We start from the raw sequence: 19,703 nt of genomic DNA, 5'->3' as shown, positions 1-19,703 counted from the left end.
GCCCCCATGGACTCACTGGATTCCGGCCTCGGTGCACTTCGCGGCGAAGTCACCGGTGCACAGTTCCTCCTTGGTCACGTAACCGTCGGCCACCACGTCCTTGACGTTGTCGAAGTAGATGGCCTGGGGATCCATGAGCTCGGAAGGCACGTCCTGACCGGTCTCCGGGTCCTTGACGCTCGAGGCGGCCGTGGGCTTCTCACCCTTGGCCAGCGCCACCGCGAGCTTGGCCGCGGCGTCGGCCTCCTTCTTGACCGCCTTGTAGACGGTCATGCACTGGTCACCCGAGAGGATGTTCTGCAGGCCCTGGACAGTGGCGTCCTGGCCGGTGACCGGCACCTTGCCGTTGAGGTTGTTCTTCTTCAGCACGGTGATGGCGGCGTTGCCCAGGCCGTCGTTGGCGGCCAGGACGCCGGCGATCTTCGGCTGCTCGGTCAGCATCTGCTCGAACAGCGTGCCGGCCTGGGTGTTGTCCCAGTCGGGCACCGACTGCTCGGGGCCCTTGACGTAGTCGCCGGAGTCGAACTTCGGCTTGAGCACCCCGTCGTAACCGCTCTTGAACAGGGTGGCGTTGTTGTCCGTCGGCGAACCGTTCAGGTACGCCACGATCGGCTTCTCGGCCTTCTTGTCGGTCAGGCACTTGGTGAGGCCTTCGCCCTGGAGCGTGCCGACCTTGGTGTTGTCGAAGCTGACGTAGTAGGCGGCGCCGCCGCCGAGCGTCAGCCGGTCGTAGTCGATCGTCGGCACACCCTGGGACTTGGCCTTCTCGATGACCGTCTTGCCGGTGCCGCTGTCGAGGTTGACGATCATCAGAACGGTGGCTCCGTTCGTGATCATCTGGTCGGCGATGGTCTGGAACGCCGTCTTGTCGTTCTGGGCGTTCTGAATGTCGTACTGGACGCCGGCGGCCTTGAACGCCTCTTCCAGATACTTGCGGTCTGCCGTCTCCCACCGTGCGGACGACTTGCTGTCCGGCAGGATGACGCCGATCTTCCCGGCCTTGGCCGCCGTTGCCGTGGCCGCAGAGGTCGACGTGGTCTGACCGCTATCGCCCCCGCAGGCGGTGAGACCGAGGGCGAGCGCGGCTGCCGCGGCGGTCAAGCTGAGGATCCCCTTGCGCATAGTGCAGGGTCCTTTCTTCCGGAGGGGCCCGGATGAATGTTGTTTGCGGCAACGTATTCCGGGATGGCCTGCTTTGGAAGGGGGTTGAGGCCAGGAGTTTGTTGTTTCCAGTAACAATCCAGAAACGCCATCTCAACCTCCCCGACGCCTGCCGTTGACGCGGAGAGCGGTAGATGACCCTTGGAGTGGTAGTTGGCCCGTCTGGGAGCCGTAGTTGGCTCGGGTGCCGCACAGGGCGACCCGCCGCTGCGATCCTCGACAGCTCAGCCTGAAGGCTCTCAAGCGGCTGCCACAGCAGGGAGATCGAAGTCGTTTGGGTGACGCTCGGACTTCAGCACAGGCGGCGGATCTGCGGGCAAGACCGTCACGAGGGCGGGCGGCGACATATACAAGGGCCCACCGGGAGAACGGCATGAGCACGGAGCATGGCAGCTCGACCCACCACAGGTCGCCGAGCGGGCCGACCGTCACTCACAACGGCTCCTACCGTTCATAGGCTCACCCACCACTTCCCGCACCGCCCAAGTTGCTCCTGGGACAATCCAGGCATGACAGATCCCGTGGAGATCGTCGACTACGACCCGAACTGGCCGATGCGGTTCGCCGCCCTGGGCGAAGCGTTGCGTACGGCGCTCGGCGACGTCGCGGCGCGGATCGATCACATCGGCTCGACGTCGGTCGCCGGCCTGGCCGCCAAGCCCGTGATCGACGTCCAGGTCGCGGTGCGCTCCTTCGAGCCGCTGGAGGAATTCCGGATCCCGCTGGAACGGCTCGGCATGGTGTACCGGGCGGGCAACCCCGAGCTGACCAAACGCTACTTCCGCGAGGCCCCCGGGCAGCGCCGGACCCATGTCCACGTACGCGAGCTCGGCAGTTTCTCCCAGCAGCTTCCCCTGCTCTTCCGCGACTATCTCCGCGCTCACCCCGCCGCCGCGGCCGAGTTCGCCGACGCGAAACGGCGGTGCGCCGAACGCTTCCACGACGAGCGGGAGAAGTACGTCGCAGCCAAGGAGCCGTTCGTCTGGGACATCGTGCGGCAGGCCGACACGTGGGCTCAGAGCGTCGGCTGGCGACCCGGCCCGAGCGACGCATGAGAGCTCCTCAGGCCGACATGAGCTGAGTGACCACGTTCTGCACGATCAGCGCCACCGCCGAGGCCGCGGCCACGACCAGGACGGCCGCACGCACCTTGCCACCGTCGAGATAACGCCGCAACGGCCCCGACACCATGAACCCCAGCACCATCGGCACGATCAGGACGGCCCCCGTCACCAGTGCCTGGGACGGCAACTCGTCCACGAAGGCGAGGATGGCCAGCGACTGCGCGGCACTCAGGAAGAAGAACATCGCCAGCGTCGCGCGGATCTGTGGGCCCTTGGCGTTCTGATAGACCAGCGCGAGAGGCGGCCCGCCGATGCCCGTTGCGGTGCCGGTGATCCCCGACACGAACCCCGCCGACGTGATCGTCACACCGTTGCGCGGCACGCTAAGCGCCCTGGCGGTCAGCGCCACCGCTACGAGCACCATGACCGCGACAAAGATGCCGCGTGTGTAGACAGAAACGTAGACAACAATGAGTGCGCCGAGGACACTACCAGGGATCCTGCCGAGCACCGCGAACCCCAGCCCGCGCCAGTCCACCCTGCGCCATTCGGCGGCCAGCGTGAACAGCGGCAACGTCATATTGACGACCTGAATGGCGCCCGGCATCAGCTCGGGATTGAGCAGGGTGAGCACGGGCGCTGCGACCAGTCCCAGGCCGAAACCCACGGCGCCCTGGACGGTCGCACCGACGAAAACCGCCAGACCGGCGAGAGCCAGCACCAATGCCGCAACAGTCATGCAGGAGAGTCAACCATCTTTACTCTCCGTTGCCGTTTCTACTGCGAGAGTGACCGCTCCGGTGTAATGTTCTCCACGACGCCGACGTAGCCTGTGGAGTATGAGCATGAAGCCTAAAGCTGCAACGACGATACGCGTCAGCGTCACCACCAGAGACCGTCTAGCCCGAATCGCCCGGCAGGAGGGCCGAACCATGACCGAGGTGCTTAACGAAGCCATCGCCGACTACGAGCAGAAGCTGTTCTGGCAGACCCTCAACGAACAGATCGAGCGGACCCAGCGCGAAGACTCAGAGGGCTGGGCCGAATACCTCGCCGAGCGCGAGGCCTTCCTGGGTTCACGGCCGCGCTCCCGCCAGATCGCGCCGGAGTGGGAAGGGCTGATCACATTCCCCGAGGAGAAGGATGAAACTAACGCAAGGTGAGATCTGGTTCACACGGTTCGATCGCGGCCCAATCGGTCGCGAGCAAGGCTTCGATCGTCCGGCCATGATCCTCAGCAACGACCAGTTCAACCAATCGAGACTGGGGCTCGTCTGGGCGGTGCCGCTGACCAGCCGTGAGCGCGGGTATGTCTCTCATATTCGCATCAGCAGCAAGGACACAGGGCTGGCCAAGACCAGCTGGGCGATGATCGAGCAGGTGCGCGCGATCTCCCCCGACAGGCTCGACTTCTTCATCGGCAACGCACCTGACGACGTCGTCGCAGAAGCGATCACGGCGCTCAACCGAATGCTATGAGGCCTGCCGCCCGGCGAAGTGGTAGTTCGCCGGGTGGCGCATCCCATCGTGTCACACGTCGCGGATCGTTAAGCTGCCGACCGTGCATTCCCACCCGATCAAGCGCACCCTGACCCTCGGCGCGATCCTGGCCATCGCCTGCATACCCGCCCAGAGCGTCCAGGCGGCGCCGGCCCCATTCCCCGAGAAGGCCGGCAAGCTGGCGATCGCGTCGTGTCCGGAGACGGCGATCAGCTCGGGAGGGATTCCGCGGACGCGGGAGTATCTCCAGGCCGTCATGAAATGTCTGGATAAGTCGTGGGGTGCGTACGTCGCTCGGACGCGGTGGACGTTCCGCAAGCCGGTCGTGCTCTACTTCGAGGAGCCCCAGAGCACCGTGTGCGGGGTGCCGTGGCCCGAACACGCGGCGGCCTTCTACTGCACCGAGCGCAGCACGTTGGTGTTCCCGCTCACCGGGCGGTGGATCGAGGACAGGACTGATCTCTTTCCGTTCAAGGTGGCCGCCCACGAGTATGGGCATCATCTGCAGAGCCTCACCGGTGTGCGGCGCGTCTACGAAGCGCGGGTGCGGACCGAGCGGGGGCGTCAGGACGAGCTGAAGCGGCGGTACGAGTTGCAGGCCGACTGCCTGGCCGGCGTGTTCCTGGGCAGCGTGTGGGGATCGCTGGATCGCACGGAGCGCGACTGGGAGGCGCTCGTCGATGCCACCCAGGCCAGCGGGGACGACGGCGACGACTACCGCAGTCACGGCAAGGGGAGCACCCGCGTTTACTGGCTCAAGCGCGGGTATCGGGCCCACTCCCCCGCCGCCTGCGACACCTGGTCGGCGCCCGCCGCGAAGGTCTCCTGACCGGACAGGTTCCACGCAGCCGCCGCCACACGGCCGTGCGCGCCGTGTCGCAGTGCGCGCGTGTGCGTCCAGTGTCGTCGTTGAACCGGTTAGCCGTTGACTCCCCCGGCGGGTGTTCGTGCGGGATGCGGGCGCGACACCGTCATGGGAGCGCTTCCAAATGCACGTCTCGAAAGCGTCACGGCTATTGACGGCATGGACATGCGGAATTTACGTTCGCGGTACTTATCCGGTTCAGCAGGGTCGCATGACCTGTGACTACTGAAGAGTGATCGCTCACCGGTCTCATTGCGGGAGCGTGCTTGCGATATGTGTGGGAGCGCTCCCAGCTCACCGGCACCAGCAGGCGCGGGCCCCGTCCGAGCCCGGCCCATCGGGGGTGTCTAAGCACACGTGCGAACCTTCGCGCCAGACGCGCGGAGGGAAGGAGAGAAGCGATGCGTAACCGGGCTCGGATCATGATTCCGCTCGTGGCGGCGGGCCTGCTCGCCACTGCCTGCACCGGCGGCGGATCCACGCCGACCCCGCCGGCCAACCAGACACAGGGCCAGGGCGCGGCGCCCGCCAACCCCGATCAGCTGCCGCGCAGCGAGACCCTCTACACCACGGGCACACAATGGGGTCCACCGGCCAACTTCAACCCGATCAGGGAGTGGGACTCGGCCGTTGGCACCAAGGGCCTGGTGTACGAGACGTTGTTCCACTACGACACCACCGCGGCCAAGCTCACCCCGTGGCTGGCCGAGAGCGGCTCGTGGAGCGACGACACCACCTACCAGCTCAAGTTGCGCCAGGGAATCAAGTGGTCCGACGGGCAGCCGCTGACCGCCAAGGACGTGGTGTTCTCCTTCGAGCTCGGCAAGATGGAGACGATCCCGTACCACAACCTCTGGACCTGGCTGAAGAGCGTCGAGGCCGTTGACGATCAGACGGTGAAGTTCACCTTCTCCAAGGCCAACTACCAGCAGTGGGACTTCAACCTCTACAGCCGCTCGATCCTGCCCGAACACATCTGGAAGGGCCGCTCGGAGAAGGAGGTGCTGGACGGCGTCAACGAGAACCCGGTCGGCACCGGTGCGTACAAGTTCATGAGCAAGGACCAGGACCGCGTGGTGCTGCAGCGCCGCGACGACTGGTGGGGCAAGACCGCCCTGAACATGGAGCCCAAGCCCCGCTACATCGTGGACATCGCCACCCCGAGCAACGAGGTCGCGCTGGGCCTGCTGATGCAGAAGGGCCTGGACCTGTCCAACAACTTCCTGCCCGGCGTGGCGAACCTGGTCAAGGGCAACTTCGGCCTGACGACCTACTACGCCGAGCCGCCGTACCACCTGTCCGCCAACACGGCCTGGCTGGTGCCGAACAACACCAAGAAGCCGATGGACGACCCGGCCTTCCGCAAGGCGCTGGCGTCTTCGATCGATGTCAAGCAGATCGTCGAGGGCGTCTACGGCAACCTGGTCAAGGCCTCCAGCCCGACCGGCCTGCTGCCGCAGTGGGAGCAGTTCGTGGACCAGAGCGTGGTCTCCTCGTCCGGGTTCGCGTTCGACGCCGCCAAGGCCAAGAAGATGTTGTCGGACGCCGGATACAAGGACACCGACAACGACGGGTTCGTGGAGAACAAGGACGGCTCCAAGATGAACCTGACGCTCATCGTGCCGTCCGGCTGGACCGACTGGATGGAGTCGGCCCGGTCCATCGCGACCAGCGCCAAGAGCGCCGGCATCCAGATCACGCCGGACTTCCCCGACTTCAACGCGCTGGTCGAGAAGCGCGCCAGGGGCGACTACGACCTGCTGATCAACAACGAGCGGCAGCTGTCGAACTCGCCGTACACGTACTACGAGTACATGTTCCAGCTGCCGATCCAGAAGCAGCAGAACACGGTCAACTTCGCCCGCTACGACAACAAGAAGGCCTGGGACCTGGTGCAGCAGCTCGACCAGGTCAAGACCGACGACATCGAGGGCATGAAGAAGATCACCTCGCAGCTCCAGCAGATCCACCTGGACGACATGCCGGTGATCCCGCTCTGGTACAACGGCCTGTGGGCGCAGTCCAGCAACTCCGTGTGGAAGAACTGGCCGGCCGGCTCGGGCAGCGCGCCCAAGACCGGCGCCGTCATGTGGCGCAACTGGCTCGAACTCGGCGGTTTCGAGAGTCTCACCCAGCTCCAGCCCTCCGGCTCCTGATCGAACCCTCGACCCCGCCAACCCCCTCTAGCCCCCCGCTCGCCGAGCGGGGGGCCTTCCGGGAGAGCCGCACGTGCGTCGTTATTTCGGCAGAAAGCTCCTCATCTACGGATTGACCTTCTTCGTCGCGGTCACGGTCAACTGGATGATCCCGCGCTTCATGCCGGGCGACCCCGTCGCCAGCATGGTGGCCAGGGCCAACGTGACCAGGCCTGAGGCCGTGGAGGCCATGCGGGCCTACTACAACAACCTCTTCGGCTTCGACCAGGCGCTGTGGCAGCAGTACCTGAACTTCTGGGGCGCCCTGTTCAGGGGCGATTTCGGGCTGAGCATCTGGCTGTTCCCGACTCCGGTCAGCGACGTGATCATGGGCGCGGTCCCGTACACGCTGGCCCTGGTCGTCCCGTCGGTGCTGCTCAGCTGGGTGGTGGGCAACCAGTTCGGCGCGTACGCCGCCCGCCGCAAGCTCCTCGACAACACCGTTCTCCCGGTCGGGTACGTGCTGACGGCCATGCCGTACATGTGGCTGGCGGTGCTCCTGGCGTGGGCGCTCGGCGTGATCGGCGGCTTCTTCCCGGTAGCCGGCGGTTACAGCTTCTCGATGCGTCCCAACTGGTCGTGGACGTTCCTGCTCGACCTACTGCACCACTGGACGCTGCCGTTCCTGTCGTTGTTCCTGGTGGCGCTGGGCGGCTGGGCCATCGGCATGCGCAATATGATCATCTATGAGCTGGAGTCCGACTACTCCAACTACCTGTCGGCACTCGGCGCCCCCGCCAGGCTGATCCGCCGGTACGCCTTCCGCAACGCCGTCCTGCCCCAGATCACAGGCCTGGCCCTGCAACTGGGCGTGCTGGTGGCCGGGGCGCTGGTCACCGAGATCGTCTTCGCCTATCCAGGCCTGGGCAGCCTGATTCTCAACGCCATCAAGAACAAGGACTTCTTCCTCCTCCAGGGCACGTTCCTGTTCATCGTGCTCGGCGTGCTGATCGCCAACTTCATCATCGACATCGTCTACGTCGTGGTCGATCCGCGGACCAGGGCGGGAATGGCGGGTGCGCAGGCATGACGACGCTCCAGGAAGTCGCCCCGCGCGAGCGGGCCGGGGTGCGGCGCGAGGCGCTCTACTTCGCGGTGCGCAACGGCAAGCTGATGACCGGCCTCGGCATCGTGCTCGTGCTGCTTCTGCTGGGCCTGGTCGGCCCGCTGTTCGTGGAGGCGGCGCCCAACCAGTACGGCCCGAAGCCCATGAGCCCGCCCTCCGGTGAGTACTGGCTCGGCACCACCACGTTCGGCCAGGACATCTTCGCCCAGTTCGTGCACGGCCTGCGCAGCACCTTCGCGGTCGGCGTGATCGGCGGCGGCATCGCCGCGGTCATCGGCATGGTCGTCGGCTTCGTGGCCGGTTACCTCGGCGGCATCGTCGACGAGGTGCTCAACATGCTGACCAACATCATCCTGGTCATCCCGACCCTGGCCGTGCTGTTGATCATCAACGCATACCTGGGCATCCGCAGCGTGGCCGTGCAAGGCCTGTTCATCGGGCTGACGCAGTGGCCATGGGCGGCGCGGGCGATCAGGGCGCAAACGTTCTCGCTGCGTACACGGGAGTTCGTGGACCTGGCCAGGATGAGCGGCTCGGGCACCCGGCGGATCATCTCCAGGGAGATCGCGCCGAACATGAGCTCCTACCTGTTCATGACGTTCATCCTGCTGTTCGGCGGCTCTGTGCTCATCGCCTCCTCGCTGGACTTCATCGGCCTCGGCCCCACCGAGGGGATCTCGCTCGGGCTGATGCTGCAGAACTCCACCCAGTGGAGCGCCCTCCAGTTAGGCATGTGGTGGTGGTTCGTGCCGCCGGGCGCGGCCATCACGGCCATCGTGGGCGCCCTGTACGTGGCCAACGTCGGCCTCGACGAGGTCTTCAACCCGAAGCTGAGGGAGACATGAGTCTGCGGGTCAGCGAGCTGCGCGTCCACTACAGGACGCTGAAGGGCGAGGTGCGCGCCCTCGACGGCATGTCCTTCGATATGGGCGACGGCGAGATCCTCGGCCTGGTCGGCGAGTCCGGGTGCGGCAAGAGCACGCTGGGTAAGAGCCTCATCCGCATGGACGGCCGCATGCAGCACGTGGGCGGCCGCGTGGAGCTCGACGGCAAGGAGCTGCCGATCGCCGACGACCGCAGGATGAACGACTTCCGCTTCAAGGAGGTCTCCCTCATCCCGCAGTACGCCATGAGCGCGCTCAACCCCACCCGCAAGATCCGCAGGATGGTGACCGAGCTGCTCAAGTCACGTGGCGCGACGCTGGACGCCGCCGAGCTGGAGCGCCGGATGGACCAGGTCGGGCTGCCGCGCGAGATGCTCGACCGCTATCCGATCGAGTTGTCGGGCGGCATGAAGCAGCGCATGGTGATGGTCATCTCCACGCTGCTCGACCCGTCCCTGCTGATCGCCGACGAGGTCACCTCCGCGCTCGACGTCTCCACCCAGAAGGCCGTGGCGCGCGCCCTGCTCGGCTTCCGCGACAGCGGCTACGTCAAGAGCATGATCTTCGTCACCCACGATCTCGCGCTCACCCACCACATCGCCGACACGATCATGGTCATGTACGCGGGCAAGCTGGCCGAGAAGGCGCCGGCCAACGTGATCGTCAAGGCGCCGCGGCACCCGTACACGAGGTTGCTCCTGGACTCCCTGCCCGAGGTCGGCGTCCGATACGCCGACCGGCGGCTGGAGGGCATCGCCGGCAGCCCGCCGTCGCTGCTGCACCCGCTGGCCGGCTGCCGCTTCCGCGACCGCTGCCCGCTCGCCGGGGACGAGTGCGCCGAGGAGCCGCCGGTGGTCGAGATCGCGCCCGCCCACCACGTCGCCTGCTGGAAGGCATGATGCTGACACTCCACGACGTCACGAAGGAATTCAGGATCGGCGCCTTCGGCGGCAAGACCGTCGCGGCCGTGCGGAGCGTCAGCTTCGACGTCGTGCCCGGCGAGGTCGTCTCCTTGATCGGGGAGAGCGGCAGCGGCAAGAGCACGATCGGCCGCATGATCCTCGGACTGAACCCGGTCACCAGCGGCTCGATCACGTTCGACGGGCGGCCGGTGCGCGGCGCCAAGGAGTACTACCGTCACGTGCAGGGGATCTTCCAGGACCCGTTCAGCTCGTTCAACCCGGTGTTCAAGGCCGACCGGGTGTTCGCCATGATCAAGGACTCCTACTACCCGGCGGTGCCCGAGCAGGAGTGGGCCGAGCGGGTCCGCGCGGCGCTGCGTGACGTGCGGCTCAACCCCGACCAGGTGCTCGGCAAGTATCCGCACCAGCTCAGCGGCGGCCAGCTGCAGCGCCTGCTCATCGCCCGCGCGTTGCTGCTGGACATCAAGTTGCTGGTGGCCGACGAGATCACCAGCATGCTGGACGCCTCCACCCGCATCGACGTGCTCAACCTGCTGGCCGAGCTGAAGACCAGGGGTCTCGGCGTGCTCTACATCACGCACGACCTGTCGCTCGGCAACTACCTCGCCGAGCGCACGGTGGTGCTGCGCAAGGGCTCCGTGGTGGAGATGGGGCTGACGGACAAGGTCTTCGGCGGCCCGCTGCATCCGTACACGCGCGAGCTGCTGTCGGCGGTGCCGCGCCTGCACGAGGAGTGGGCCGACGCCGCGGCCGTGGACACCTGCTTCTACCACCAGCGCGGGGCCTCAGGGGGCCTGCTGGAGGCCGAACCGGGGCATTTCGTGGCCTGCGCCCAGCTCGAAACCTGCTGAAGGAGTCTCCGATCCCCAGCTGTGGTGGCCACGCGGATACGGCGACCAGCCTCTCTACGACCTGGCCGTCCGCCTCGGCGACGACGTGTGGCGAGGCAGGATCGGGTTCCGGTCCGTGGAGCTGGAGCGTGAGGCGTTCACGCTCCAGGTCAACGGCGCCCCGGTCTTCGTCAAGGGCGTCAACTGGATCCCCGACGACTGCTTCCCTTCCCTCGTCACCAGGGAGCGCCTGGCCGAACGGTTCGCCCAGGCGGCGGATGCAGGGGTCAACCTGCTGCGGGTCTGGGGCGGCGGGCTGTACGAAAGTGACGACTTCTACGACCTGGCCGACGAGCTGGGCCTGATGGTCTGGCAGGACTTCCCGTTCGCCTGCGCCGCCTACCCGGAGGAGGAGCCGTTCCGCTCCGAGGTGGCCGCCGAGGCCAGGGAGAACGTGTCCCGGCTCGCCCCGCACCCCAGCCTGGTGCTGTGGTGCGGCAACAACGAGAACCTGGAGGGCCACGCCGACTGGGGCTGGCCGGACCGGCTCGAGGCTCGCAGCTGGGGGGCGGGCTTCTACTACGACCTGCTCCCGGGGATCGTCGCCGAGCTGGACCCGGCCCGCCCGTACTGGCCAGGCAGCCCGTACTCGGGCGCGCCCGGGCTGCCGCCGAACGACCCGGCGTCTGGCACGATCCACATCTGGGATGTCTGGAACCGCGAGGACTACACCCGGTACGCCGCCTACCGGCCCCGCTTCGTGGCCGAGTTCGGCTTCCAAGGGCCGCCCGCGTACGCCACGCTGCGCCGGGCCTCCTCCGACGAGCCGCTGACGCCGGACTCCGCGCACCAGAAGGCGATCGACGGGCAGGCCAAGCTGCTGCGCGGGCTGGGCGAGCACCTGCCGCGGCCCGAGACGTTCGACGACTGGCACTACCTGATGCAGCTCAACCAGGCCCGGGCGGTGACGTTCGGCGTCGAGCGATTCCGCTCGCTCATGCCGTGGACGATGGGCACGATCGTCTGGCAGCTCAATGACTGCTGGCCGGTGACGTCGTGGTCGGCCGTCGACGGCGACGGCCGGCGCAAGCCTGTCTGGTACGCGCTGCGCCGCGCCTACGCCCACCGGCTCCTCACCGTGCAGGACGGCGAGCTCGCCCTGATCAACGACCTCCCCGATGCCTGGTCGGGCGAACTGCACCTCGTCCGGCAGAGCCTGTCGGGCGAGCCTTTGGCGAAGGAGGTCGTGGCCGTGCACGTGGCCCCCCGTTCGGTGACCAAGGTGGCGCTGCCGCCGTCGGTCGCCGAACCCGACGACCCGGCGCGCGATCTTCCCCGACCGGCTCGACCAGGACGCGACCGTGGACGATCAGCTCGTCACCCTGTTGCCGGGCGAGAGCGCGGTCTTCCAGGTCACCACGGCCAAGGATCTGGACGCCCGGGCGTTGACCAGCTTTCCCGTGCTGCGTTGCGTGAATGAGGTCAGACCCTGAACTCCTCGGTGCGGTGCGCGTACGCGGGCACCGCGGCCCTCATCGCGTCGGTGACGACCGGGGGCGGCAGTGGTGCGATCTCGCGTTCGTGGAAGCGGAGCACGTCCTCGCCATCGGTGTACAGTGCGCGCACCGCCCGCAGGCACGGGGCCACTACGTGGGGATCGGTGACGCGTCGGCCGCCCCGGCAGCCGCCGTACCGGTCGTAGAGCACCTCGTACATGAGGGACTGCGAGAAGATCACCAGCTCGGGCAGGGGGTCGAGGGCGGCGACCCGCTCGGCGGGCACCACCCGGCAGGGCGAGCCGGCCCGGGCGCGCACGGCCAGCACATGCAGCTCCCACTGCAGGTACGCGGTGATCGGGAACTCCACCACGCGCACCCGCCGGACCGGCACGCGGCTGCGGAAGTAATCCTCCAGCGGCCCGGCCATGCGCTCGGCCAGGGCCAGCGAGCCCGCCCAGTCGCCGTCCATCATGGCCCGCCAGCTCGCCACATCCGGCTCGTAGAACACCTGGGCGCGCTCCAGCTTCCACATCGGCTCGGTGCGTGCGGCGTGGTCGCGGTCGAATCCGGACTGGTACTCCGGCACGTCCAGGTCGAGCCCGTCGGCGTGCGCGACGGCGGCGAACGGGTTGGCCGGAGTGCCCTCGGTCATGCGGGGTCCCTTTCGCGTTTAAGGTCCGCCCAGATCATCAGGTGAGCCCCTGACAGGGTCAAGGCCCAAAAACGACCTGGAGGGGCCTCAGCTGCGAGAATGGAAACGCCGGTGGACCAGGCTGAAGACCATCGCGCCTATCCACACCGCGAACAGCACCTTGAAGAGGCCGAATCCGAAGATCAGGCTCAGCAGCATGATCCCGAACAGCACGCCGACGATCGGGTGCGGGCCCCGGTGATGGTGTCGCCACGGCTGACCTTGGTGGTGCCACTGCCGCCGCATCTCCCTGTGCGCCTGGCGCATGCCCCTGTGGGCCTGCCGCATGGCCTCGACCTGGTGCCGGTTGGCCATCATCGACTCGCGCCAGTCGTCCATGCCGTACTGCGGGGTGGACTGGTGCCCGGGCAGGTCGGCCGTGATCTGCGCGAGGTCGCCGCCCGTCTTGGCGGACAGCGTGCGATCGAGCCGCTCGTCGAGCTCCTCGTGGGTCAGGCGGCCCTGCGCGAAGTGCTCGCGCAGGGCGGCCATCGTCTGCTCGCGCTCGGCGTCGCCGATGCGGAGGTCGTTGCGGTCCATACCTGTGCTCATGGCCTCACTCCGTTCGGCGACTCGGTCGCCATACGCCGGCACTCCCTCGCGGGCCCCATAATCCGGTCACTCCTCGCCCGGTTCGTCGTCGGCCAGGATCTGGTAGAGCTTGCGCCGGGTCTCTACCAAAGTCTTACGCGCTTCGCGGATTTGTGCGTCGTTTCCGGTCTGGAGAATTTGCATCATCGCGAAGGCCGACTGCCGGGCGATGTGCCAGAGATCGGCGGTGTTGTCGTCGATGTCCGGGCGCATCTCGTCCCACGGGGCGCGGACCTCGTCGGCATGCGCCTCGATGTAGTTGCGGCCCGCCTCCGTGAGGCGGAAGGACTTGCGGCCTTCATTCTCCTCCGAGATCACCAGGCCCTCGTCCGTGAGCTGCTGCAGTGCCGGGTAGACGGCGCCAGGGCTGGGCTTCCAGCCGCCCTCGCTGCGCTCGGCGATCTCCTGGATGATCTGGTAGCCGTTGCGCGGCTCCTCGGCGAGCAGGGCCAGGATCGCGGCGCGTACGTCGCCCCGCTTGGCCTTGCGGCTCCTGCCGCCCCAGCCGCGGTGACCGCCCCACGGCCCGCCGGGACCGCCCCAGGGACCACCCCGCCCGAAGTCGAATGGGAACGGCCCGGGACCGCCTCGCCGGCCGCGCTGCCGGTGCTCGTGCTCGTGGCGGTGGCGCCGCCCACCCATCTCGTCGAAGGCGTCGGCCACGGCCTTGAACGCTTCGCGGGCGACCCGCTTGTATTCGTGGGCACCCGGCCATGGACCGCCTGCTGCTTGTGCGGAACTCATAGCTTCCTCCTATATCGTGATCTATTCTCGATGCGTCAAAGATATATCGATAGTGTGTCGTTCGCAAGTCCAGACCTAGAGTGATCCAGATCACGAAAAAGTTGCGGAATCCGGGAACAGGATTGAGGGGAGGGTCGTTGTTCAGAGCAGACGAGGTCGTTTCGCGTCGGCAGGGCTGGGGGGTGCTGTCGCCGCGGAGACGACCTCGTCTGCGTTTCCGGGTCCTGCTTCACCGCGTCCGGCCCTGCCTCACCGCGTAAAAGGCTTCTTTGCCGTACAGTCCCGATCATGATGGGGCACACGCATGCGTTAACCGGGGCCATCGCCTGGCTGGGGCTGGCGCCGCCGCTCGCCGCGCTGCCGCTGCTGACCGAGTCCTCCCGGTTCATCGAGACGGGGATCATGGCGGGCGCGTTAGGCCCCGCCGAGTTGATCGCCGGCGCCATCGTCTGCGCGGGCGCCGCGATGTTGCCCGATCTCGACCACCCGAGCGCGACGATCGCCCAGACGTTCGGGCCGGTCACGTGGGGGCTCAGCAAGGCCGTGTCGTGGATCAGCGGCGGGCACCGGGGCGCCACACATTCACTGGTCTTCGCCGTGGCGATGGGGTTCGGGGCGCACTGGCTGGCCAACACCTATCCCATCGGCCGCGACATCATGGTCGTGCTGCTCATCGGTCTCGCGCTACGCGCGGTCGGCATCGGGATCCCGGGTAACAAGATGGGATCCGTCATGATCAACGTCGGGCTGACCGCCGGGCTCTACGCCGTCTTCATGTCATTGTCCGTCGGGTACGCGTGGCTGGGGCTGGCGGTGGCGGCCGGCTGCCTCATGCATGTGGTGGGCGACTGCATGACCGAGCGGGGCTGTCCGGTGTTGTGGCCGCTGGGCACGAAGTTCCTGTTGCCGTGGAAGATCGGCATCAAGACGGGCAAGACGTTCGAGCAGAAGATCCTGGCGCCCATCCTGTCGGTCGCGATCATCGGCCTGCTGTTCTGGCGCCTGGCGCCTGTTTAACTTGATGTCGAGATACTCTAGAGATATCTTGACGTCGAGACATCTGTCCGCAGCGCTCCCGGACCTGCGAGTTAGGTTTACCTAACATGCATGCTCCTTTGGGAGTGCGGCAGGATTTGGTCTGGAACCCTGTCTGATGGAGGAGGCGAATCACCGTGTCCGCGAACAGCTTCGGCAGCCGTGACACGCTACGCGTCGGCGACGCGTCATACGAGATTTTCCGGCTGGATGCCGTCGAGGGCGCCGCACGCCTCCCGTACAGCCTGAAGATCCTGCTGGAAAACCTCCTTCGCACCGAGGACGGCGCCAACATCACCGCCGACCACATCCGTGCGCTGGGCTCGTGGGACCCCAACGCGACGCCGAGCGTGGAGATCCAGTTCACGCCCGCGCGCGTCATCATGCAGGACTTCACCGGCGTGCCGTGCGTTGTCGACCTGGCCACCATGCGGGAGGCCGTGCGCGACCTCGGCGGCGACGCGGCCCGCATCAACCCGCTCGCGCCCGCCGAGATGGTCATCGACCACTCGGTCATCGTGGACTTCTTCGGCCACCCCGACGCCTTCCAGCGCAACGTCGAGCGCGAGTACGAGCGCAACCGCGAGCGCTACCAGTTCCTGCGCTGGGGTCAGACGGCCTTCGACGAGTTCAAAGTCGTGCCGCCCGGCACCGGCATCGTGCACCAGGTCAACATCGAGCACCTGGCCCGCGTGGTCATGATCCGCGACGGCAAGGCGTACCCCGACACGTGCGTCGGCACCGACTCCCACACCACCATGGAAAACGGCATCGGCGTCCTGGGCTGGGGCGTCGGCGGCATCGAGGCCGAGGCCGCGATGCTCGGCCAGCCGATCTCCATGCTGATCCCGCGCGTGGTCGGCTTCAAGCTCAGCGGCCAGCTCCCGGCCGGCGCCACCGCCACCGACCTGGTCCTGACGATCACCGAGATTCTGCGCAAGCACGGTGTGGTCGGCAAGTTCGTGGAGTTCTACGGCGAGGGCGTCTCGTCCGTGCCGCTGGCCGACCGGGCCACGATCGGCAACATGAGCCCCGAGTTCGGCTCCACCTGCGCTATCTTCCCGATCGACGGCCAGACCATCGACTACCTGCGGCTGACCGGACGCTCCGAGGAGCAGATCGCGCTCGTCGAGGCGTACGCCAAGACCCAGGGCCTCTGGCTCGACCCGTCCGCGCCCGAGCCCGCGTTCTCCGAGTACATCGAGCTGGACCTCGCCACCATCGTCCCGTCCATCGCCGGCCCCAAGCGCCCGCAGGACCGCATCGCGCTGTCGGCCGCCAAGGCCACCTGGCGCCACGACGTGCAGAACTACGTGGCCGACGGCGTCGACGAGGAGGGCGAGGAGTCCTTCCCCGCCTCCGACGCGCCCGCCTCCAACGCCACCGCCAACGGCAGCCGGCCGCACAAGCCGGTCCCGGTCACGCTGGCCGACGGCACGTCGTTCGAGATCGACCACGGCATCGTCTCCATCGCCGCGATCACCTCGTGCACCAACACCTCCAACCCGTACGTCATGCTCGGCGCGGCGCTGCTGGCCCGCAACGCCGTCGAGAAGGGCCTAACCCGCAAGCCGTGGGTGAAGACGTCGCTGGCCCCCGGCTCGCAGGTGGTCACCGGCTACTTCGAGCGGTCCGGGCTGCAGCCGTACCTCGACAAGATCGGCTTCAACCTGGTCGGCTACGGGTGCACCACCTGCATCGGCAACTCGGGTCCGCTGCCGCCGGAGATCTCCGAGGCCATCCAGGCCAACGATCTGGCGGTCACGGCCGTGTTGTCGGGCAACCGCAACTTCGAGGGCCGCATCAACCCCGACGTCAAGATGAACTACCTGGCCTCGCCGCCGCTCGTGGTCGCGTACGCGCTGGCCGGGACCATGGACCTCGACCTCGACACCGAGCCGCTCGGCCTCGGCACCGACGGCGAGCCGGTCTATCTGAAGGACATCTGGCCGTCGCCGGAGGAGATCTCCGCCGTGGTCAACTCCTCCATCGGCCGCGACATGTTCGAGCGCGACTACGCCGACGTGTTCAAGGGCGACGACCACTGGCGCTCGCTGCCGATCCCGACCGGCAACACCTTCGAGTGGGACCCCTCCTCGACGTACGTGCGCAAGGCCCCCTACTTCGACGGCATGCCGGAGAAGCCCGAGCCGGTCACGGACATCAGCGGCGCCCGCGTGCTGGTCAAGGTCGGCGACTCGGTCACCACCGACCACATCTCGCCCGCCGGCTCCATCAAGACCGGCACCCCGGCCGCGCAATACCTGCAGGCCAACGGGGTCGAGGTCAAGGACTTCAACTCCTACGGATCGCGGCGCGGCAACCACGAGGTGATGATCAGGGGCACGTTCGCCAACATCCGCCTGCGCAACCAGATCGCCCCCGGCACCGAGGGCGGCTACACCCGCGACTTCACCCAGGCCGACGGCCCGGTGTCGTTCATCTACGACGCCTCGGTCAACTACGCGGCCGCGGGGACGCCGCTGGTGGTGCTGGCGGGCAAGGAATACGGCTCGGGCTCATCGCGCGACTGGGCGGCCAAGGGCACGGCGCTGCTGGGCGTGCGGGCGGTCATCGCGGAGTCGTACGAGCGGATCCACCGCTCCAACCTGATCGGCATGGGTGTGCTGCCGCTGCAGTTCCCCGAGGGCGCCTCGGCCGCTTCCCTGGGGCTGACGGGTGAGGAGACGTTCGACATCACGGGCGTCGAGGAGCTCAACAAGGGCGGCATCCCGCAGACCGTGCATGTCAAAGCGGGCGATATCGAGTTCGACGCGGTCGTCCGCATCGACACGCCCGGCGAGGCCGACTACTACCGGCACGGCGGCATCATGCAGTATGTGCTGCGCTCGCTGCTCGCCAAGTAGATCTTCCCGCGCACCCGTCCGGTCATGAGCCGGGCGGGAGCCGGGAACCCTTGGCTGTTTCGTTGAGCCGGGGGTGGGGCGCGATCCTCACGCGCCCACATCGGGGGAACCACCCGACACACAGGAGAGCCGCCCGGCGGGACACCCCCCGCCGGGCGGCTCTCGCGTTTCAGTGGCATGCCGGTCGCAAGGGGCGGCGAACGTCATAGCACCCTCGGCGGGTTTCGGTCAGGCCGACAGGACCGGCCGATCAGCCTGCGCAGACGCTTCAACGATCACTTTGGTTTACCGCCGCATCACCGGAATATTGCAGATTTGATGACAAATGGGTTGCGGTCCCGACAGAATGCGGTGCCATCCAGCGTCTACCGCAACTGGAGGAAACCCCCTATGCGTAGACCCCTTGGGGTACTCGCCGGCCTCGTGAGCCTTGCCGCGCTCAGCACGCCGCTCACGGCGGCCGAGGCCGCGACGGTGTCGGAGGCCGCCAGGTGCCGCGTGAGCGTGGCCAAGCCCCGGCTCAACAGCGCACTGAAGATCGAATCATTTGCCGCCCGCCGCGGCTGTTTCTCATCCGCGCTGCTGCGCATCCGGATCAAGCGCGCCGTCCCCGGCCGCGACCCCGTGGTCAAGAGCGGGGCCACCAGGAACGGCCGCGTCAAGGTGGCGGTGGCCTGCGAGCCCGGCGTCTACTACGCGGTCGCCACCGACATCCGCGGCCGTACCATCGCCAAGTCCAGGGCGGCCAGGCTGTCCTGCTCCCCGGGCAGCGGCACTCCTACCCCCACGCCGTCTAGCTCCCCCACCGCAACGCCCTCGAGCTCCCCCACCGCAACGCCCTCGACGCCCTCGACGGGGACGGTGGGCACGGCCGAGGAGAACGAGGTCGTCCGGCTGACCAACGCCGAGCGGGCCAAGGGCGGCTGCGGGCCGCTCAAGCACGACCCGCAGTTGCGGGCGGCCGCCTTCGGCCACTCCCAGGACATGGCGAAGACCAACCACTTCGACCACACCTCCAAAGACGGCCGCAGCTTCACCGACCGCATCAGGGCGGCCGGGTTCACCGGAGGATCGGCCTGGGCGGAGAACATCGCCTTCGGCCAGCCCTCGCCCGCCGCCGTCGTCCAGGACTGGATGAACAGCTCCGGTCACCGCGCCAACATCATGAACTGCCGGTTCAACCTGATCGGCGTCGGCGCGGCCAAGAACTCCCAGGGCCGGATCTACTGGACCCAGGACTTCGCGGCCCGGTAGTCCCGGTGGGCCGGCAAGCGCCGGTAGCGCTAGGCGAGCGAGACGCGCAGGCGTCCCATCTCGCCGGCGATGGCGGCCAGGGTCCAGTGGGCGTTGATCCCGCTCGGATTGGGCAACACCCACACCCTGGCCCCGCCCACCGTCTCTCCCTGCGGCCCAACCCGCGCCTTGGGCCGCAGGAAGGCGGTGCGGTACGCCGAGACGCCGAGCACGGCCAGCACCTTCGGGCCCGCCTGCGCCACCTTCAACGCCAGCGCGGCGCCGCCTTCGACCAGCTCTTCCCTGGTCAGCTCCGACGCCTTGGCGCTCGCGCGGGGCACGATGTTGGTGATGCCCAGCCCGTACGAGGGGAGCAGGTGCTGTTCGGCCGGCACGAGCAGGCGCGGCGTGAATCCGGACAGGTGCAGCGCCGGCCAGAACCGGTTGCCGGGCCGGGCAAAGTGGTGCCCGGTGGCCTCGGACAAGAGGCCGGGGTTGATGCCGCAGAAGAGCACGTCGAGCGAGGGGCCGAGGACGTCGTCGATCACGTCCCGG

General features: G+C 67.5%; 19 protein-coding genes. 13 read left to right on the top strand and 6 right to left on the bottom strand.

Annotation, left to right across the window (positions count from 1 at the left end):
- Positions 1-12: 12 nt before the first annotated feature.
- Positions 13-1,122 carry a sugar ABC transporter substrate-binding protein gene (locus ACTWPT_RS10550; protein WP_443177097.1) on the bottom strand — a complete coding sequence of 370 codons (1,110 nt, stop codon included), beginning with the start codon at positions 1,120-1,122 and terminating at the stop codon, positions 13-15.
- 548 nt (positions 1,123-1,670) lie between these two features.
- Between ACTWPT_RS10550 and ACTWPT_RS10545 the strand changes: the two genes are divergently transcribed.
- Positions 1,671-2,216 carry a GrpB family protein gene (locus tag ACTWPT_RS10545; protein WP_443177096.1) on the top strand — a complete coding sequence of 182 codons (546 nt, stop codon included), beginning with the start codon at positions 1,671-1,673 and terminating at the stop codon, positions 2,214-2,216.
- A 7-nt stretch (positions 2,217-2,223) separates the two neighbouring features.
- Here the strand turns inward: ACTWPT_RS10545 and ACTWPT_RS10540 are convergent, their stop codons facing one another.
- Complete coding sequence (locus ACTWPT_RS10540) at positions 2,224-2,964, bottom strand: sulfite exporter TauE/SafE family protein (RefSeq protein ID WP_443177095.1); 741 nt, start codon at positions 2,962-2,964, stop codon at positions 2,224-2,226.
- A gap of 193 nt (positions 2,965-3,157) precedes the next feature.
- On the opposite strand from ACTWPT_RS10540, the gene ACTWPT_RS10535 reads away from it, so the two are divergent.
- From ACTWPT_RS10535 to ACTWPT_RS10495, 9 genes are all read left to right on the top strand, one after another.
- The gene (locus ACTWPT_RS10535; protein ID WP_443177094.1) at positions 3,158-3,388 is read left to right on the top strand and encodes a hypothetical protein; all 231 of its coding nucleotides are present in this window, start codon (positions 3,158-3,160) and stop codon (positions 3,386-3,388) included.
- On the top strand, positions 3,369-3,704 hold the full coding sequence (locus ACTWPT_RS10530) for a type II toxin-antitoxin system PemK/MazF family toxin (protein WP_443177093.1): 336 nt from the start codon (positions 3,369-3,371) through the stop codon (positions 3,702-3,704). The genes ACTWPT_RS10535 and ACTWPT_RS10530 overlap by 20 nt, the downstream gene beginning before the upstream one ends.
- An 82-nt stretch (positions 3,705-3,786) precedes the next feature.
- Positions 3,787-4,554, top strand: coding sequence for a neutral zinc metallopeptidase (locus ACTWPT_RS10525; RefSeq protein ID WP_443177092.1), 768 nt, complete (start codon positions 3,787-3,789; stop codon positions 4,552-4,554).
- 437 nt (positions 4,555-4,991) lie between these two features.
- Complete coding sequence (locus ACTWPT_RS10520) at positions 4,992-6,746, top strand: ABC transporter substrate-binding protein (RefSeq protein ID WP_443177091.1); 1,755 nt, start codon at positions 4,992-4,994, stop codon at positions 6,744-6,746.
- A 73-nt stretch (positions 6,747-6,819) separates the two neighbouring features.
- Positions 6,820-7,815, top strand: coding sequence for an ABC transporter permease (locus ACTWPT_RS10515; RefSeq protein WP_443177090.1), 996 nt, complete (start codon positions 6,820-6,822; stop codon positions 7,813-7,815).
- Positions 7,812-8,696, top strand: coding sequence for an ABC transporter permease (locus ACTWPT_RS10510; RefSeq protein WP_443177089.1), 885 nt, complete (start codon positions 7,812-7,814; stop codon positions 8,694-8,696). The genes ACTWPT_RS10515 and ACTWPT_RS10510 overlap by 4 nt, the downstream gene beginning before the upstream one ends.
- A complete protein-coding gene (locus tag ACTWPT_RS10505) occupies positions 8,693-9,634 on the top strand; it encodes an ABC transporter ATP-binding protein (protein ID WP_443177088.1) in 942 nt (313 codons plus the stop codon). The genes ACTWPT_RS10510 and ACTWPT_RS10505 overlap by 4 nt, the downstream gene beginning before the upstream one ends.
- The gene (locus ACTWPT_RS10500; RefSeq protein WP_443177342.1) at positions 9,634-10,509 is read left to right on the top strand and encodes an ATP-binding cassette domain-containing protein; all 876 of its coding nucleotides are present in this window, start codon (positions 9,634-9,636) and stop codon (positions 10,507-10,509) included. The genes ACTWPT_RS10505 and ACTWPT_RS10500 overlap by 1 nt, the downstream gene beginning before the upstream one ends.
- A 115-nt stretch (positions 10,510-10,624) precedes the next feature.
- Positions 10,625-11,968: a hypothetical protein gene (locus tag ACTWPT_RS10495; RefSeq protein ID WP_443177087.1), complete on the top strand. Its 1,344-nt coding sequence runs from the start codon at positions 10,625-10,627 to the stop codon at positions 11,966-11,968.
- Between the two features lie 2 nt (positions 11,969-11,970).
- Here the strand turns inward: ACTWPT_RS10495 and ACTWPT_RS10490 are convergent, their stop codons facing one another.
- The 3 genes from ACTWPT_RS10490 to ACTWPT_RS10480 all read right to left on the bottom strand — a co-directional run bounded on the left by ACTWPT_RS10490 (position 11,971) and on the right by ACTWPT_RS10480 (position 14,013).
- On the bottom strand, positions 11,971-12,639 hold the full coding sequence (locus ACTWPT_RS10490) for a DUF6879 family protein (protein ID WP_443177086.1): 669 nt from the start codon (positions 12,637-12,639) through the stop codon (positions 11,971-11,973).
- A gap of 87 nt (positions 12,640-12,726) precedes the next feature.
- Complete coding sequence (locus tag ACTWPT_RS10485; protein ID WP_443177085.1) at positions 12,727-13,230, bottom strand: DUF1707 SHOCT-like domain-containing protein; 504 nt, start codon at positions 13,228-13,230, stop codon at positions 12,727-12,729.
- Between the two features lie 66 nt (positions 13,231-13,296).
- The gene (locus tag ACTWPT_RS10480) at positions 13,297-14,013 is read right to left on the bottom strand and encodes a PadR family transcriptional regulator (protein ID WP_443177084.1); all 717 of its coding nucleotides are present in this window, start codon (positions 14,011-14,013) and stop codon (positions 13,297-13,299) included.
- Positions 14,014-14,301: 288 nt separating this feature from the next.
- Between ACTWPT_RS10480 and ACTWPT_RS10475 the strand changes: the two genes are divergently transcribed.
- From ACTWPT_RS10475 to ACTWPT_RS10465, 3 genes are all read left to right on the top strand, one after another.
- Positions 14,302-15,030 (top strand): metal-dependent hydrolase, encoded by a 729-nt coding sequence (locus ACTWPT_RS10475; RefSeq protein ID WP_443177083.1) that lies wholly within the window; start codon positions 14,302-14,304, stop codon positions 15,028-15,030.
- A gap of 155 nt (positions 15,031-15,185) precedes the next feature.
- The gene (acnA, locus tag ACTWPT_RS10470) at positions 15,186-17,915 is read left to right on the top strand and encodes an aconitate hydratase AcnA (RefSeq protein ID WP_443177082.1); all 2,730 of its coding nucleotides are present in this window, start codon (positions 15,186-15,188) and stop codon (positions 17,913-17,915) included.
- A 390-nt stretch (positions 17,916-18,305) separates the two neighbouring features.
- Positions 18,306-19,169: a CAP domain-containing protein gene (locus tag ACTWPT_RS10465; RefSeq protein ID WP_443177081.1), complete on the top strand. Its 864-nt coding sequence runs from the start codon at positions 18,306-18,308 to the stop codon at positions 19,167-19,169.
- Positions 19,170-19,198: 29 nt separating this feature from the next.
- Here the strand turns inward: ACTWPT_RS10465 and mug are convergent, their stop codons facing one another.
- Positions 19,199-19,696, bottom strand: coding sequence for a G/U mismatch-specific DNA glycosylase (mug, locus tag ACTWPT_RS10460; protein WP_443177080.1), 498 nt, complete (start codon positions 19,694-19,696; stop codon positions 19,199-19,201).
- Positions 19,697-19,703: the final 7 nt, after the last annotated feature.

This window comes from Nonomuraea sp. 3N208 (assembly GCF_052245935.1).
Classification (GTDB): Bacteria; Actinomycetota; Actinomycetes; order Streptosporangiales; family Streptosporangiaceae; genus Nonomuraea.
The sequence above is the reverse complement of the archived record's forward strand: the minus strand, read 5'-3'. Positions and strand labels throughout refer to the sequence as shown.